The 13,607-nt window shown below is 58.5% G+C and carries 18 protein-coding genes; 7 read left to right on the plus strand and 11 right to left on the minus strand.

From position 1 onward, the window contains the following. Nucleotides 1-111 precede the first annotated feature (111 nt). Nucleotides 112-969, plus strand: a complete 858-nt coding sequence (locus NKH89_RS33360; RefSeq protein WP_352496494.1) for a LysR family transcriptional regulator — start codon at nucleotides 112-114, stop codon at nucleotides 967-969. An 88-nt stretch (nucleotides 970-1,057) separates the two neighbouring features. Then, nucleotides 1,058-2,137 (plus strand): FAD-binding oxidoreductase, encoded by a 1,080-nt coding sequence (locus NKH89_RS33365; RefSeq protein WP_352790339.1) that lies wholly within the window; start codon nucleotides 1,058-1,060, stop codon nucleotides 2,135-2,137. A 511-nt stretch (nucleotides 2,138-2,648) separates the two neighbouring features. On the opposite strand, the gene NKH89_RS33370 is transcribed toward NKH89_RS33365, so the two are convergent. Then, nucleotides 2,649-3,518 carry a S1 family serine peptidase gene (locus NKH89_RS33370; protein WP_352790336.1) on the minus strand — a complete coding sequence of 290 codons (870 nt, stop codon included), beginning with the start codon at nucleotides 3,516-3,518 and terminating at the stop codon, nucleotides 2,649-2,651. 55 nt (nucleotides 3,519-3,573) lie between these two features. Between NKH89_RS33370 and NKH89_RS33375 the strand changes: the two genes are divergently transcribed. Continuing rightward, the gene (locus NKH89_RS33375; RefSeq protein ID WP_352496491.1) at nucleotides 3,574-3,720 is read left to right on the plus strand and encodes a hypothetical protein; all 147 of its coding nucleotides are present in this window, start codon (nucleotides 3,574-3,576) and stop codon (nucleotides 3,718-3,720) included. Between the two features lie 64 nt (nucleotides 3,721-3,784). Here the strand turns inward: NKH89_RS33375 and NKH89_RS33380 are convergent, their stop codons facing one another. Beyond that, nucleotides 3,785-4,078, minus strand: coding sequence for a hypothetical protein (locus tag NKH89_RS33380; RefSeq protein ID WP_352496490.1), 294 nt, complete (start codon nucleotides 4,076-4,078; stop codon nucleotides 3,785-3,787). Between the two features lie 81 nt (nucleotides 4,079-4,159). Between NKH89_RS33380 and NKH89_RS33385 the strand changes: the two genes are divergently transcribed. Both NKH89_RS33385 and NKH89_RS33390 read left to right on the plus strand, forming a co-directional pair. After that, the gene (locus NKH89_RS33385) at nucleotides 4,160-4,342 is read left to right on the plus strand and encodes a hypothetical protein (protein ID WP_352496489.1); all 183 of its coding nucleotides are present in this window, start codon (nucleotides 4,160-4,162) and stop codon (nucleotides 4,340-4,342) included. Nucleotides 4,343-4,351: 9 nt separating this feature from the next. Further along, nucleotides 4,352-4,594: a hypothetical protein gene (locus NKH89_RS33390; RefSeq protein WP_352590887.1), complete on the plus strand. Its 243-nt coding sequence runs from the start codon at nucleotides 4,352-4,354 to the stop codon at nucleotides 4,592-4,594. A 156-nt stretch (nucleotides 4,595-4,750) separates the two neighbouring features. Here the strand turns inward: NKH89_RS33390 and NKH89_RS33395 are convergent, their stop codons facing one another. From NKH89_RS33395 to NKH89_RS33405, 3 genes are all read right to left on the minus strand, one after another. Continuing rightward, entirely contained in the window at nucleotides 4,751-5,389 is a 639-nt protein-coding gene (locus NKH89_RS33395; protein WP_352911531.1) for a glutathione S-transferase family protein, read from the minus strand. Nucleotides 5,390-5,928: 539 nt separating this feature from the next. After that, nucleotides 5,929-6,822, minus strand: coding sequence for an ATP-dependent DNA ligase (locus NKH89_RS33400; protein ID WP_352790333.1), 894 nt, complete (start codon nucleotides 6,820-6,822; stop codon nucleotides 5,929-5,931). A gap of 61 nt (nucleotides 6,823-6,883) precedes the next feature. Continuing rightward, nucleotides 6,884-7,129 (minus strand): KTSC domain-containing protein, encoded by a 246-nt coding sequence (locus NKH89_RS33405; protein WP_352496485.1) that lies wholly within the window; start codon nucleotides 7,127-7,129, stop codon nucleotides 6,884-6,886. A 147-nt stretch (nucleotides 7,130-7,276) separates the two neighbouring features. On the opposite strand from NKH89_RS33405, the gene NKH89_RS33410 reads away from it, so the two are divergent. Further along, the gene (locus NKH89_RS33410; protein ID WP_352590882.1) at nucleotides 7,277-8,089 is read left to right on the plus strand and encodes a thermonuclease family protein; all 813 of its coding nucleotides are present in this window, start codon (nucleotides 7,277-7,279) and stop codon (nucleotides 8,087-8,089) included. A 24-nt stretch (nucleotides 8,090-8,113) separates the two neighbouring features. Here the strand turns inward: NKH89_RS33410 and NKH89_RS33415 are convergent, their stop codons facing one another. Then, complete coding sequence (locus tag NKH89_RS33415; RefSeq protein WP_352516125.1) at nucleotides 8,114-8,719, minus strand: PIN domain-containing protein; 606 nt, start codon at nucleotides 8,717-8,719, stop codon at nucleotides 8,114-8,116. Then, a complete protein-coding gene (locus tag NKH89_RS33420) occupies nucleotides 8,685-9,131 on the minus strand; it encodes a helix-turn-helix domain-containing protein (RefSeq protein ID WP_352496483.1) in 447 nt (148 codons plus the stop codon). Before NKH89_RS33420 ends, NKH89_RS33415 begins: the two co-directional genes overlap by 35 nt. A 554-nt stretch (nucleotides 9,132-9,685) precedes the next feature. On the opposite strand from NKH89_RS33420, the gene NKH89_RS33425 reads away from it, so the two are divergent. Then, nucleotides 9,686-9,916, plus strand: coding sequence for a helix-turn-helix domain-containing protein (locus tag NKH89_RS33425; protein ID WP_095521422.1), 231 nt, complete (start codon nucleotides 9,686-9,688; stop codon nucleotides 9,914-9,916). Between the two features lie 896 nt (nucleotides 9,917-10,812). Here the strand turns inward: NKH89_RS33425 and NKH89_RS33430 are convergent. The 4 genes from NKH89_RS33430 to NKH89_RS33445 all read right to left on the minus strand — a co-directional run. Further along, nucleotides 10,813-11,637, minus strand: coding sequence for a 3-methyl-2-oxobutanoate hydroxymethyltransferase (locus NKH89_RS33430; RefSeq protein WP_352790330.1), 825 nt, complete (start codon nucleotides 11,635-11,637; stop codon nucleotides 10,813-10,815). A 139-nt stretch (nucleotides 11,638-11,776) separates the two neighbouring features. After that, nucleotides 11,777-12,556, minus strand: a complete 780-nt coding sequence (locus NKH89_RS33435; RefSeq protein WP_352790327.1) for a TIM barrel protein — start codon at nucleotides 12,554-12,556, stop codon at nucleotides 11,777-11,779. A 6-nt stretch (nucleotides 12,557-12,562) separates the two neighbouring features. Further along, nucleotides 12,563-12,871, minus strand: a complete 309-nt coding sequence (locus NKH89_RS33440) for a MocE family 2Fe-2S type ferredoxin (RefSeq protein WP_352790324.1) — start codon at nucleotides 12,869-12,871, stop codon at nucleotides 12,563-12,565. An 11-nt stretch (nucleotides 12,872-12,882) separates the two neighbouring features. Next, nucleotides 12,883-13,607 (minus strand): sugar phosphate isomerase/epimerase family protein (locus NKH89_RS33445; protein WP_352911538.1); only part of this gene is annotated, 725 nt, incomplete at its 5' end.

Here is a 13,607-nt window from a genome sequence, read left to right on the forward strand (position 1 = left end):
CCTGGTCGATCTGCCGGCCGATTTCACCGAGGGCAGCTTCCGCCTTGAGTATTGTTTGATCAAGCTTATGATCCTGCGCAATATGATCGACTTTTTCGATCGGGAGGTCCCGTGCAGCTAGATCACATCGAAACCTTTCTCGACATCATCGAGTCGCGAAATTTCAATCGTACCGCCGATCGCTTGGGGTTGACCCAGTCGACGATCAGCACCCGCATCAAGAACCTCGAGAGCGCGATCGGGTCCGAGCTCTTTCAGCGCGGGCGCGCCGGCGCTGAGCCGACAGCCGCGGGACGGCGGTTCGAAGCGTACGCCAGATCCCTGCTGTCAACCTGGTCGCAAGCTCGCCACGACGTGCGGGCGTTCAACCGTTTCGAGGGCACCTTGCGCATCGCCGCACAGGTGGGCATGACCCGCTCGGTCCTGCCCGGATGGGTCGAGACACTATGCCAGGCCCTTCCAAAGTCCTCGATCCATGTCGAGTCGGATTATTCAAACCAGATGGTCAGCGATCTTAGCATGGGAAATCTGGATATCGCCGTGCTTTATGCGCCTCGCTACCTGCCTGAGATCGCCTACGAACATCTGATGGTCGAGGAATATGTGATGGTTTCGACGGCTGCCAGAACGCTGTCCGACGTGGACCCTGAAACGTACATTCGCCCGGGCTATACCGCCGTGCTGGAAAAGACGCACGCAGAGCTGCTGGCCGAGCTGGCGATCTGTCGGCTTTCGACGGGATCGGAAACTCTGGCGGAGATCATGCTCCGACGAACGGGTGGCACCTGCTATATGCGTAGCGACGATGCGCGCAGGTTCACTGCTGAACTCCGATCGTTCCTGGTCGAGGGAGCGCCGACGCTGCACCAGCCAGTCCACACCGCGATACTCGCGCGCCGCAAACACGAACCCATCATTCGCAAAGGCATCCGAGCCCTCCAGGTCGCTGTGATGTCACTGGAAGTTTAATCGAAATTACCGATCATAAAGGCAGGATTGCGCGGCTGTTCAGCGGGGTTTGAAATGGCATCTTGGCTCGACTCCAAACCTGAGTTGAATGATGAATGCATACGCGGCCTTTGCAGCCTCCGGCTTCGTCCCAACAAAGCGTCACCGGCAGTGGGCACAGACCACACCGCAGCTTGTGCACTGCCGGCGCGTGATCGACGAAACGCACGATGTGAAAACATTCGTTCTCACACCCGCTTCAGATCGAATCTTCTGCTTCAGCGCTGGCCAGTATGTTCTGGTGCACCTGAGGATCGACGGTGCCGCGGTGACGCGCTCCTACTCTGTTTCGTCACCACCGACGCGACCGCTCGACCTTCAGATTACCGTGAAACGGACGCCGGGCGGGCTCGTTTCGAATTGGCTCCATGACAATTTGATGCCGGGCGATGCGATCGAGATCGAAGGGCCGCTCGGCTCGTTCAATCTCGACGATCTGCCGCATGGAAAGTCCCTCTTCCTTTCAGGTGGCAGCGGGATAACTCCCGTCATGTCTATGTTGCGGGCACTTACCGACCGCGCAGCCGCCCAGGATATCCACTTCATTCACAGTGCGAAAACGCCGGACGACATCATCTTTCGGCTCGAACTGGACGCACTTGCCGCTCGCTTTCCCAATGTTCAAGTGACTTGCATTTGCCGTCAGGAAGACCCAGCCTGGACGGGTCCAACTGGACGCATTAGCAGTCAAATGCTCCTGAATCTGGTTCCCGATCTTCACAGCCGGACCGTTTTCGCCTGTGGGCCGGAATCCTACATGAAGGCGGCACGCCGGTGCCTGGAGGCAATCGGCCTCGCCCCTTCACAGTTTCATGAGGAGAGCTTCGGAGGCGGCAACGGTTCGCGTTCGGAACTGGCTTCAAAGATTTCGTCTTCGGTCCGCTTCGCCCGCTCCGGCATTGCGCATCACTGTGCGCCCGGAGAGACCCTGCTGGAAGCGGCGCGCCAATGTGGCGTCCACATCCCCACCGCCTGCCAGCAGGGAATTTGCGGTACGTGCCGGATCGCCAAGCTGTCCGGCGAAGTCGTCATGGATGACCTAGGCGGGCTGACCTTGGAGGATCAATCGGCAGGCTACATCCTAGCGTGCTGCAGCCGCCCACATGGCGACGTTTTGCTTGATCTCTAACTGTACCGCATCGCGGGACGAAATCGGGTCAGCCTTTGCGTTCCACGACCAAGCCATACTAATGCGACCGCAAGTGGTTAGCGTTTCGGAACCTGTTTTTCCGCCTATCACTTTCACCAGCGAGATCGTCTCGTGCACAATCGCTAGGGAACGAGTGCCCAATTGGCTGTCTTTGCAACCAAGAGCATGAAATCCCATAGCACACTCTAATTCGCTTCGAACACATTACTTGCTGTTCGACGTTCCGGGCGTGGAGTTATTGGAAACGCAATTCTGTTTGTTTGCACATTCGCCGGTCCTGATAGTCACGGTCTTGACCTTTTTCGGCGTAACCTTGCTTGGCTCGGCCGGCTGAGCCTCGGTTTGCTCCGCATGCACACCCTTGCTTTGCTCGGCGGGTGGAGTAGTGCCCACTGCCTCGCACCGAAACTGATCGTACTCCTCCATCTCCGAGTTCACGCCGTAGAACTTGCGCGTGTTGGTTTCCCCGACCGCCAGGGTAAAACTGTCATCAAATCGATCGAACAGCCTCCGAGCCAGTCTGTAGCTGCCTGACAGTGTGCATTGGATGGACGTTGCGCAATCGGTGAAAATGCAACGACAGAAAGCTGCCCGTCGCGGTATGCGTGATCAACTTGCTGCGGGTCACACATTGGGCCCCCGCCGATGGAGGCCGGTTTGCTGGAGAGTGGCTCCAGACCACTCCCTTTTTCTTCGGAGTGGCCTTGCGCAAATCCATGATGTCGGAAAGGAACGTGTTATCCAGGCCGGTCATGGACCCGTAACTTCCAGTCCGAAGATCGTAGTCAAGTCCGTTCAATTTCTCCAATCCGCTTTCGATCATCAAAGCCACGGCGTTCAAGCCACTTTCGGACTTGACGATAACTGCTCCTCCCGACATGCCTGGGTGCAAGTCGCAATCGGAATGGTAAACCGTCGGCCTATTCCAATCACCTTGCGAAAATTCAACGTCGCGGACGGCACAGGCTTGGACCACGGCGTCTCGGTTGTCTATCTCCTTCCTCGCAATATCCTGATAGCCGGAAATCGTAATGATCGGTTGGTCTTTTGGCATCGGCGCCATAGCTAAGGCAATGGGCACACCACCTTTGACTGGCTTCTTAAGAAGAACCGTCGCGTGGTCGTCAGCGCGGTCGACGTCGACCCCAGCGATCCGCACATGCGGTGCGGGCACTATCGACTCGCTGGGTGTCACTGCCGACAGCACAATTTTTGGCCAGATGTGCCAACTGGCGTTCTGGCGAAATGCTGCCGGGCGTGGCTTACGCGTCAAGTCGGCGCTTGGTTCCAAGATAGCCACTGGCGCGGTTGGAATTGCAAACACTGGAGACTTCTCGGCAAAGAGGCCCCAGTTCGGCATCACTCCCGGCGCGCTACTTGCCTTTGTGCCTGCGCAGGTAACAGCAGCAAACCAAATGAAGCTCTATCGTGGCTGGGTGGAGAACCTGGAAGTTTCAGGTCGTGATCCGCAGACAGTCCTTGATGCGGATTGGGCGCGTATTCAGGCGCGCATCGCGGCCAGCGCGTCCGCTAATGGCGGGACGTCGCTTATCTTTGTCTAGCCGGTCGCCTGTCAGGCCCCAATCCCAGCGGCGCCGGCCAACCCATTCAGGTCAGCATCGCTAGTCATGCCCTAAACCGTTCCGTATGCCAGACGATCTTGCCGTCAATCTTCATCGGCTTGTGGATCATCAGGCGCTTCGGCAGATGCTCGGGGTGAATCTCGAGCAAGGTGATCTTCACTGTTGGCTTGCAGCGGCTGCAGTCGAATTTGAGCTTCAGCGGATCGGCGCCGCCGCCATAGACCATCATGAGATCGGCCGAGCGGCAGTAGCGGACATTGCCGCAGCTGCATTCGGCCTTGACGAGCATATTGTGTCGGGTCGCCTTGCCCAGCGTGTCGATCGGATCGTGCGCCATGAGAACAGAAAAGGAACATTTCCTTGATCGTCAAGACCGGCGATGGAATCTTTCGAACCAACCTAAGCCGAGAAACTACCGATGAGCGACGACCTGATCCGCCTTCCCGGCGCAATAGAGCCCGTCACGCGGCCTGGCATTCAGCACCATAGGTGCGAGCGTCCCGACTGTGGCAAGGATGCAGGATGGTGCTTCGCCAAGCCCAAACAGCCGTCGCACTGGTTCTGTTTTGAACATGGTGCGGACGGCGAAGCGTATCTCTAGGGAGCGAGCATGATCACGCCGCCGAGACGACAGGGCGAATATGCCGACCGCGAGATCGATTGCCAGGAGGCGATGGAGCCAGGCTTTCAGGCGATCATTGATTGCATGCTCGAAGCAGGTTGGACGCGCGGCGAAATCATGCGGTCGCTTCGGCGGCTGATCGCGGCCGACAACATGACGCAGAAGGAAAACGCCAAAGTCGAGGCGCAGCTCGCCATCGCGCGCGCGATGATGCGTGCTGGCCGGCCTTGACGATCGCCACCGCAGCGCCAGTATCCTGACGATGGACGAGAACTACATTTATGAGGCCGTAGCGTTGGTTTCCCGCTAAACAACGCTACCAGACATTTAAGCACGACCGCGTAGGATCGATGGTCTTGTGAATTTTTGGATTCGGCAACGCGACAGCTACTCCCAGAGGGATATTCCCTCTTGCGTTAAGGCTCGTTGCACAGCCGCTCGCTCCTCCAACCGACGTGCATGAGAGGTCCAAGCTGGGTAGGTATTTCGCATGTCAACGGCCATACGATTTCCCCACCTGTAGAATACGAGCAAATACGGATCAACAATTGAATAGGACTCTCCTACGGCCCAATCTCGGTCCGTCAACTTGGATTCTATAAGGGCAAACGCAGAAGCCAAGTGCTCCTTTCCTTTATGAATCAAGGGCTCGTACATCGATTGATCCGGTAAGAAAAAGTCGGCGCGCCAGATCATTCGGACGGCGACCGCGTGAACCGCACTCGATAGCCAGTTAAACCATTCGATGGAACGGATGATGTTTTCTGCATCCGCTCCCAGGAGCCGCGCGTCTGGATTCGTCAGGCCCAGGTGAAATAAGATTGCCGGCGCTTCAGTGAGAGTGAAATTGTCGGCAATGAGAACAGGGATTCGCCCTTTCGGGTTTAAGCGGTGAAATTCGTCGGTCTTGGCTTCGGGATGGCCTGGCGACATCAACGCCAGCGAATAGGGCCTTCCAATCTCCTCCATGACGATGTGAGGTGCAAAAGAGCAAGAGCCTGGCGCAGCATGGAGTGTGTAATGCATCAATTCCTCCGAAAACCGCATCTTACCCCCCATCACGTCGGGTGCGAACCCGTTTTCCAAGAAGCGGGATGAGATCGGAGTAACTAGCAGGTGGTTCGATTGGAACAAGCCGACGATCAGGACAGTCCCGCATTCGCGGGCAAAAGCCAAGCACGCGAAAGAACCGGCCTGCAGCTCGTTCGCATAGCGATCGAGCTAACCTGCCCCGCCGGCGTGCTGCCGAGCGAGCAGGCGGTCAACGCTCTATGGACCGCTGCCGGTGCATGAGGGCGAGGCGCTGGCAAAGGCGATTATTGAGACGGTCGAGCGACTGACCCGCTGCCCCAATTGAGGTGCGCCCCAGCACCGTCGCTCCGATCATCGGGACCCAAGTCTGACCTGACTGCTCAATGGTCCGGTGCACGGGCGGCGTCGGGAACTGCCGCATCCCATTCATAGTTGGTAGCGTCATCTCCGAAAGGAGAAATCGGAGCAAGAAAAGTCCCTTCATTGCGCTGATGGGGGCCCGCCGGCCATTGCTGGATTTGGCAGGCGAGCCCTTATCTCCCCGGACGCTCCGGATCGTCGCCGAAGCCAAGCAGCGAAGCGTGGCGTATATACCTGTGCTCGCCACGAAGATGCTTGATCCGTAGCTTCACGCCTGGCTCAACCCACAGCGTCGCCGGTCGCTTCTTGATGCCGCCCGGAGGTGGGCCGGCATGTTCCTTGACCCGCTTCCACAGCCGCTCCTTCATGTCGCGCCCCAACGAGATGAAGGCTGAACCGACATACTTTCCGGTGTCGGGATGCGCGAGCAAGGCGAACGCCGCCTTGCCCGGCTCGCGCTCGACGCCGAGCAGTTCGAATTCCTCGACCGTCCAGCTCTTGGTCTTCAGCCAATTCAACGTCGGGCCACTCCGATACGGGCTGTCGGCGCGCTTGGAGACGATCCCTTCAAGGCCAGCCTGGTCAGCGAGGTAGAAAATCGACTTGGCATCACCGGGTAGAGCCTCGCTGAACTGGATGCGGCTGTTCGGCTTGATGATGCCAAATAAAATTTCCCGGCGCGCCTTGCAGCCAACGTCGCGCAGATCGTGGCCGTCAAGATGCATGATGTCGAAGGCGCCGAGGATCGTGGCGTAGCGATCGCTGTGTACGGCTTTCTGTAGTGCGTCGAAATCGGGCAGGCCATTCACGCCCGTGACGACCGCCTCGCCCTCAAAGATCGCGCTCTTGACGTCGAGATCCCGCGCCGCCTCGATGATGCCGGTGTATTTCCTCGTCCAATCCGCTCCGCTGCTGCTGAAGGCGCGAATATCGTCAGGGCTGTTTAAGATGATCTGGGTTCGGTAGCCATCGAGCTTGATCTCGTGAATCCAGTGTTCACCCTCGGGTGGCTTTGCGACCAGCTTGGGCTCCATCGGACGGATAAACGCCAGCCTCGCCCCGTTCATACAAACTCCACGCCACACCAACCCGATTCAATAAACTTTGAACGTTTCGGTTCCGCGAACCTCAAAGCCCGCGTCTCTGGAGGGAGGAGACGCGGGCAGATCGGATGCCATACCGATCTCGGTAACGGAAGTGATTGCGGATATGGTCGTTGAAGTAGCGGCCCTTGGCGAATGCAGCTCGGAACGCGGCGTAAGTTTCCGGTGGGACGTCCTCGAATACGTACCCTTTTCCGCTGGCTACGAACCACACCGAGAGGGTTTTGCTGCCGGGATCATATTCCGTTTTGCGGATCGAGGTAGATGGCATGACCGCGGCTCAATAAAAGCAGTCAACGATCAGAGAAGCGGTGGCGTTCCTGGGTCAGTGCGGTGCGCCGGCCAAGAACCCGACCGCCGTCGGCTCTAGACTTGGCCGTCAATTAGAAGCACTCTGCCCCTCAAGAGGAGACAGGGGTTGGGCAAGTCTCGCTATAATGGTCGAACCGACCAGTGGCGTAAGCCGGGGCGCGTGCGCCAACTGGCTGGCGTTCCGAAGCGGCTCGTGTTCGTGGCCTTGGCGGCGATGGCAGCCTACGTGACGCAGTTCGTCATGCAGCATAGCGATCCTGTGCCCGAGCTCAACGTATCAAACTGGATCGGATCAAAGCCGGCGCCGATCGCCGGTGTCGCGTCTGTCATCGATGGCGATACGATCGAGATCCACGGCCAGCGCATCCGCTTCAACGGCATCGATGCGCCCGAGAGCCGGCAGTACTGCAACGACGCGAACGGTTCTGAGTATTCCTGCGGGCGACGGGCCGCTAACGCGCTGGACACGTTCCTGGCCGCCTCGAGGCCGGTGCAATGCAGTTTCGTCACTTGGGACCGCTACGGCCGCTTTGTCGGCGATTGCTGGCGGGCGGACGGCTCCAGTGTCGCCTCATGGATGGTCGAGAACGGCCAGGCGCTGGATTGGCCGCGCTACAGCCACGGCGCGTACGCGGAGCAGCAAGCAAAGGCAAAGGCGGCGAAGGTCGGTCTGTGGGTCGGAACGTTTCAGGCGCCCTGGGAGTGGCGGGCGGCGCACGCCGATAGGGCGACGCCCAGCCAGCCGCTTGGCCTCGTCAGCCGCAAGTTGGTCGCGCAGAACGGTTACTCATGCGAGCCGCGGCGAACGTGCAAGCAGATCAGTTCGTGCGACGAGGCCCAATGGTATCTTAGCAACTGCTCCTGGGGTGGAAAGTTGGACCGCGATAGCGACGGCGTGGCATGCGAGACGCTGTGTTAATGTGCCGAGTGCGAACGGCTGCGACTAAATGACGGCGGCGTAGTGTCGGAGTTCGGCCACGGTTTTGGTGAGCCCTTGCCGTTCGAGGGTGTCGAGGTATTCCTCTGCCGTCCTAGGAGGGTTTTTCAAGCGCGCGCGACAGCGTTGCGCCGCCACAACGACCGCAGCTGTGTTCAGCCCGAACTGATGGAACAGAAATTCGTCCGGATGCAGGAGCTCTAGCTGGAACTTCGCTAGGTAGTCTCGCGGAAAGTCTTTTAGATTGAAAGTGATGATGGCGTCGCAAGCCGTGTGGATGGCGGCTGCAAGAACATGTCTGTCATCACCGTCTGGGAGCTTCAGGCCTTCGATCAGATCCTCGTAGCCTTCGACCGAGCAGTCAGGTACAGCCTGATTCATCAGCTGCTTCGTCCGCAACAACTGCTCTGGCTTAAGGTCCTTGCGGTCATTAAGGACGTTACGAATCCATTCGTCATGAATGCGCTCGGTCCATTTCGCACGGAACAGCCCTCCCGCTGCGAGCTCCATGAGGAAGTCTCGCAGCGGGGCTGGGTACAGTGCGCAGGCGTCAAGAATGACGGTGTAACTGGACTTCCTAATAGCCCATCCCCAAGTCTTGCGCTTGGGCAGCTAGTTCGTCCATTACACGCTGACGCTCTTCCTCAGTTGACTTGCGGAACGCATCTAAATCACGGAACTTAACTCGACGATGAGTTCCTACCATGTGGAACTTCACCTTGCCCTCCTCGAGAAGTCGAACAAGATAAGGACGTGACACGTTCAGATAGTCAGCGGCTTCCTGTGTCGTCAGTTCGGCATGGATTGGGAACAGGGTAACGGCGTTACCCTGCGCCATTTCGGTCAGCAAATGATAGAGAAGATCATTCACTGCCTTAGGAAGGCGCAGCATCTCTCCTCCATCCACTTGAACGCGCAATTCAGCGCCCTCGTGTTTGGCTCTAGAAAGGTGGCGGCTGGCCTGCGCAGCCAATTCGGCGTCGTCGGCCGAAGGCAATATCGGTCGTTCGAGCAGCGTTGTCATGGTCGTCTTCCCTGTGTTCAACGGATATAGCACCGCGAATCAACAATCGCAATGTCCGAAATAACCGAAACAAGTGAACGAACCGTCACCTCTTTGGTTCCCGTTCCCCGCAGGTGCCGATCTTCGCTCGCCGGAGCCACGCCCCTGACGTTTCCAACTTGCCAAAAGCCGTTTATGTGGGAAGGCAGTGTGGGACGGCCCAGAGGTCAGCCCGTGAAAAGGACGTAAGTGATTGAAAACCTTGGCGCACCCGACAGGATTCGAACCTGTGACCTCTGCCTTCGGAGGGCCCTGCTGGTTGATCCTGCCCGGAGCATCAGACTAATGATCGCGCTTCCTTCCGGCCTTTTTCTAGCCGGCAGCCCGAGATGGTCCTACCGTGGTCAGAACCCCCTTTTAGTCTTGCGCGAAGTCGCCGTAGAGATGCGTGACGCCCCGGTATCGACTGATGTTCTCAATGAAGATTGCCTTGTCGACCCCGAGCGTAGGAGGTCGTCTCCGTTCATCATTCGCGGACCCGATCATCCCAACCGAGACTTGGTTTGAGGTAGAAGATGACGGAACCACTTTATCTGACACCGGAGGAAGTGAGCGAACGTTTTCGCGGCGCTATCTCGACCGGGACATTGGCCAACTGGCGAGCAATGCGCGTCGGGCCAGCGTTCGTGAAGATTGGAAAGTCCATCGTCTATCCCGTGGCCGACCTAAACCAATGGGCAAATCAGCAAACTGTTAAGTGCCGCGCGACAAATCGACTCAACGGGAAGGAACATGAGCAATCGTGAACCTCGTCGAATAGAGCTCCCTACGCACCCCAGAAACCGCCCTCACTAACTTCGCTATCCCAATTTTCACGTTAACTATCAGATAGATATGGAGTGGCGCGGGTGGCTCATAACAATCCCGCTCGACACCCCACGGCATGCTGGATCACAATGTTCTACGCCTCGATCCAAATTCTCTCCAAAGTCAGTGGCTTACGAGTTTCCCCTGCCACCGACTCTATCGCGGTGTGACGGGTAGTGAGCAGAATGCCAATTATCGCGCAACGGCATTGATTGGGGCAAGACATGCGCCTTCCCTGCCCCACAATGCAGCGTCGATTTCGCGCCACTGCACCCTTTGACGAACCTGCTGAGCGACGGAGATATCGGCAATCGCCGCTCGCCGAAACGATATATTGCTCTCAAGAACGGCCCCACTGGCCTCTAATCGGGATCACTGAAATTGGGCCTAAGCGGAAAGTCAGCTTCTGGGTACGCCGGGCTAGAAAGCTGAACTTTGGGCCGCGGGCTTGCTCAAGGCGCGGGTCTGACTTCTGAGTGATCGATGTAGCCGAGTTATCAGCTCGGCTTGCGCTGGGCCTTTCGATCAAGGATGTGATTTCGGAAGCAGTTCTGCATTTCTTTAAAAGACCTGAAGCCAAGGCGCGGAGCGAGGCGAGATAAGGTTGTCGTTGACACGTTGCACCGGCGAGCGATCGAGGCGGAATTTTCGAAGGCAACGCAGTCTGGCTCTGCAAACATCACGCGAGCGAGAGTTTCCAACTTCGCCGGAAGGATCAGCTCCCTCTTGGCAATCAGCATTTTGAGTTCAGCAAGCGTTGGCGCCTTCGTGTTGCGGACTTCGACTTGCCTGACACCCGCTCCTGAGCAATCGGATAGCCCCGCACGCATGGTTGTCACCCTTTGGCTGCTCGCATGAAGCTATCGAAGTCAGCGTCCCCAATCGGAACTGTGTGCTCGTAACCGGGGTACCGCCCGGAATCGACGTCGGCTTTGTATTCCCTGAACGCCGCCACGCGCTCGTCTTGGATCTTCTGCAGCTCAGGGCCGAGGTTCCGGTAAACCTTTCCGTGCCGAGGCTTATGGTTCTTGCCATAGCCGCAGACATCCTCTGTGAAGAGGTATTGCGCATCTGCATGCTCGCCGGCGCCCATGCCAAGCATGACCAGTGACGAGTTTTCGGTCAGGAATTTCGCCACCCGGTCGGGCACGACTTCCAGTTCCGCCCCGAAGACACCGATCTCCTCGAGTTTCTGGGTGTGCCGCCAGAGGCGTATCGCTTCTTCCGCGCTCTTTCCGACTGCGCGCCAACCGGTCCAGGTGATGTACGAAGGGATCAGGCCGATATGCCCGACGACAGGGAGGTGGTTGTCGCAGAGCGCCTTCTGGATGTCGTAGGACGCGGAGCAGTAGAAGGCGTCGCCGCCAATGCCAGCAAAGTGGAAAGCCGCACGCAGATAGTCCTCTGCCGTAGCGAGCGGACGGCCAGCAAAGCTGCCCCAGCCGCCGTAAGGCAGACCGACCTGAACGAAACAGTCGCCGGCTGCCTGTCGCATTTCCTGGTCAAAGTATCGGCCCTCGATGGAGAGCATGTGAATGCCTGCCGCGGCAGCGGCGGCTGCCTCGTCGGGCGTGCTGACGAAGAGCATGGATATCTTCTGTCCGTTCCTCTTCATCTTTCGGATATCCTCGACATGAGGACGGTTGTGATACATGCCCATAATCAGCCTCCACTGCAGGTCAGGTGAACTTGAAAGGAATCTGCGAGCGGCGCTCGGATCGGAAAGCATGGTCGGACAGCTTGCCGCCCTTGATCATGGCGCCCGCCCCGCGTCGCGCCGATGAGCATCCCCGCATGGCTCACACCGTAAAAGCTCGCCGGAAAGCGACCAGCGCTGCCTCAGGATCGTTTTGGGCAAAGGCTTCCAGACCCACCGGCCCGCGATACCCCATGTCGAACAGAGCTCTCGCGATGTTGGGCCAGTTCATCTCGCCTGTCCCCGGCTCGCAACGACCCGGATTATCGGCCACCTGCACCTCGCCGATGAAGGGCAGGCATTTCTGACACCAGCGCACGATATCGCCCTCGCCGATCTGAGTGTGATAAAGGTCGAGGTTGATCCGCAGTTGGGGTCTATTGATAGATGACACCAACGCCAGCACCGCTGCCGTCGAGCCGAAGGGGCAGCCCGGGTGGTCAAGCAGGTTCAGGTTTTCAAACGTGAAGACGACATCTTCGGCCTCGGCCATGTCACAGATGCGGTTCAACGTATCCCGCGCCTTCAGCCACATGGGGCCGGTCTCGACCTCAGACTTCACAATAGGAATGCCGCCTTCGCCGAGACCGGTGCCGTGCAGGTTGAGCCTGGCAATCCCGAGGCGCTTTCCGACTCTTGCGGTCTCTAGGGCGGACTTCAAGAGCATGTCGGCGCCCTCGTCGTCGGCGAGCCTTCCTTCGAGGTAGCCGTTCATAATAGTGAAGGTCGCCCCCGACTTCTCGAGCGCTGCGAGGTCATGGTCCGGCCAATTCCACAATCCGACGCCGAAACCCATCTCATGCAGACGTGCGACGCGCCAAGTCATCGGACGATCAAGCCAAAGCATCTCGGCGCAGGCGGCCAACTGGAAGGGTTGGCTCATAACGGCTCAAACCTCGACCATGACGCGGCCGTTCTCGACCTTCGTCTTGTAAGTTTTGAGGTTCTCGCAGGCAGGGGGCGTCTCTACTTCGCCAGTCGTGAAGTCGAAAACGGAAGCGTGCTTGGGGCACTCCACCGTATTACCCATGACGAGACCGTCCGCGAGGTGGATCTTCTCATGCGTGCAAAGCCCGTCTGTACAATAGTATTCATCCGCGTCGTTGCGGAAGATGGCGAAGGTACGGCCGCCTTCCTCGAAGCGCTTGGCTTCCTCGGCTTCGATTTCGTCAGCGGCACAAGCGTCAACCCAGGGCATTTAGTCTCTCCTCAGATATCTTGCGGTTTGAAGTCTGCGGGAGCGGACGGCATCAGGCCCTGGAGCAGCGCGACGGACTTTTCGAGCCCCTCCAGCGAATTCAGAAGTACGTCTTCGTGCTCGATGGAAAGCCAGCCGTCATAGCCCGCCATCCTGAGTCGATAGCAGAACTGTCGCCACCGCTCCTCGCCATGGCCGAACCCGAGCGTGATGTAGCTCCAGGACCGTGCCGGAATGTTCATCAGGCTGCCATTCTCAAGCAGCGAGGTCGTTGCCTGAACGGGCCGGTTGAGCATCGTATCCTTGGCGTGAACGTGATAGATGGCCTCGCCTAGCGCGTCGGCGGCAGCAAGGGGGTCAGCGCCCATCCAAAACAGGTGCGAGGGGTCCAGATTGGCGCCTAGGACAGGTCCGACCGCTTCCCGCAGTTTCAGGAGCGAGGGCACGTTGTATACGCACTGATTGCCATGGAGCTCGAGCGCGATGCGATCGACGCCGTTTTCCTTCGCCAGCGCCGCGATCTCGGTCCAGAAGGGTATCAGCTTATCTTCCCACTGATATCTAAGGATGGTCTGCGTTTCCGGCGGCCAGGACGAGACGACCCAGTTCGGCATGCTGTCGCCAGCGCTGCCTGCCGGCAGACCGCTCATGGTGCAGACGGTGCGAATGCCCATCTCTCCGGCGACGCGGATCGTGTCTTTCAATCCTTGGCCTTGGGCCGGATCGGTCGGGTGCA

The sequence above is a fragment of the Mesorhizobium sp. M0923 genome (genome assembly GCF_040319365.1).
Lineage (GTDB): Bacteria > Pseudomonadota > Alphaproteobacteria > Rhizobiales > Rhizobiaceae > Mesorhizobium.

Excerpts from the sequence above, each read along its gene's own strand:
- NKH89_RS33405 (WP_352496485.1), bottom strand. The coding sequence starts at position 7,129 with ATGCCATCTACCTCGATCCGCAAAACGGAATATGATCCCGGCAGCAAA.
- NKH89_RS33370 (WP_352790336.1), bottom strand. The coding sequence starts at position 3,518 with ATGCCGAACTGGGGCCTCTTTGCCGAGAAGTCTCCAGTGTTTGCAATT.
- NKH89_RS33380 (WP_352496490.1), bottom strand. The coding sequence starts at position 4,078 with ATGGCGCACGATCCGATCGACACGCTGGGCAAGGCGACCCGACACAAT.
- NKH89_RS33375 (WP_352496491.1), top strand. The coding sequence starts at position 3,574 with ATGAAGCTCTATCGTGGCTGGGTGGAGAACCTGGAAGTTTCAGGTCGT.
- NKH89_RS33420 (WP_352496483.1), bottom strand. The coding sequence starts at position 9,131 with ATGACAACGCTGCTCGAACGACCGATATTGCCTTCGGCCGACGACGCC.
- NKH89_RS33395 (WP_352911531.1), bottom strand. The coding sequence starts at position 5,389 with ATGCATTACACACTCCATGCTGCGCCAGGCTCTTGCTCTTTTGCACCT.
- NKH89_RS33425 (WP_095521422.1), top strand. The coding sequence starts at position 9,686 with ATGACGGAACCACTTTATCTGACACCGGAGGAAGTGAGCGAACGTTTT.
- NKH89_RS33365 (WP_352790339.1), top strand. The coding sequence starts at position 1,058 with ATGATGAATGCATACGCGGCCTTTGCAGCCTCCGGCTTCGTCCCAACA.
- NKH89_RS33385 (WP_352496489.1), top strand. The coding sequence starts at position 4,160 with ATGAGCGACGACCTGATCCGCCTTCCCGGCGCAATAGAGCCCGTCACG.
- NKH89_RS33400 (WP_352790333.1), bottom strand. The coding sequence starts at position 6,822 with ATGAACGGGGCGAGGCTGGCGTTTATCCGTCCGATGGAGCCCAAGCTG.
- NKH89_RS33430 (WP_352790330.1), bottom strand. The coding sequence starts at position 11,637 with ATGGGCATGTATCACAACCGTCCTCATGTCGAGGATATCCGAAAGATG.
- NKH89_RS33390 (WP_352590887.1), top strand. The coding sequence starts at position 4,352 with ATGATCACGCCGCCGAGACGACAGGGCGAATATGCCGACCGCGAGATC.
- NKH89_RS33435 (WP_352790327.1), bottom strand. The coding sequence starts at position 12,556 with ATGAGCCAACCCTTCCAGTTGGCCGCCTGCGCCGAGATGCTTTGGCTT.
- NKH89_RS33440 (WP_352790324.1), bottom strand. The coding sequence starts at position 12,871 with ATGCCCTGGGTTGACGCTTGTGCCGCTGACGAAATCGAAGCCGAGGAA.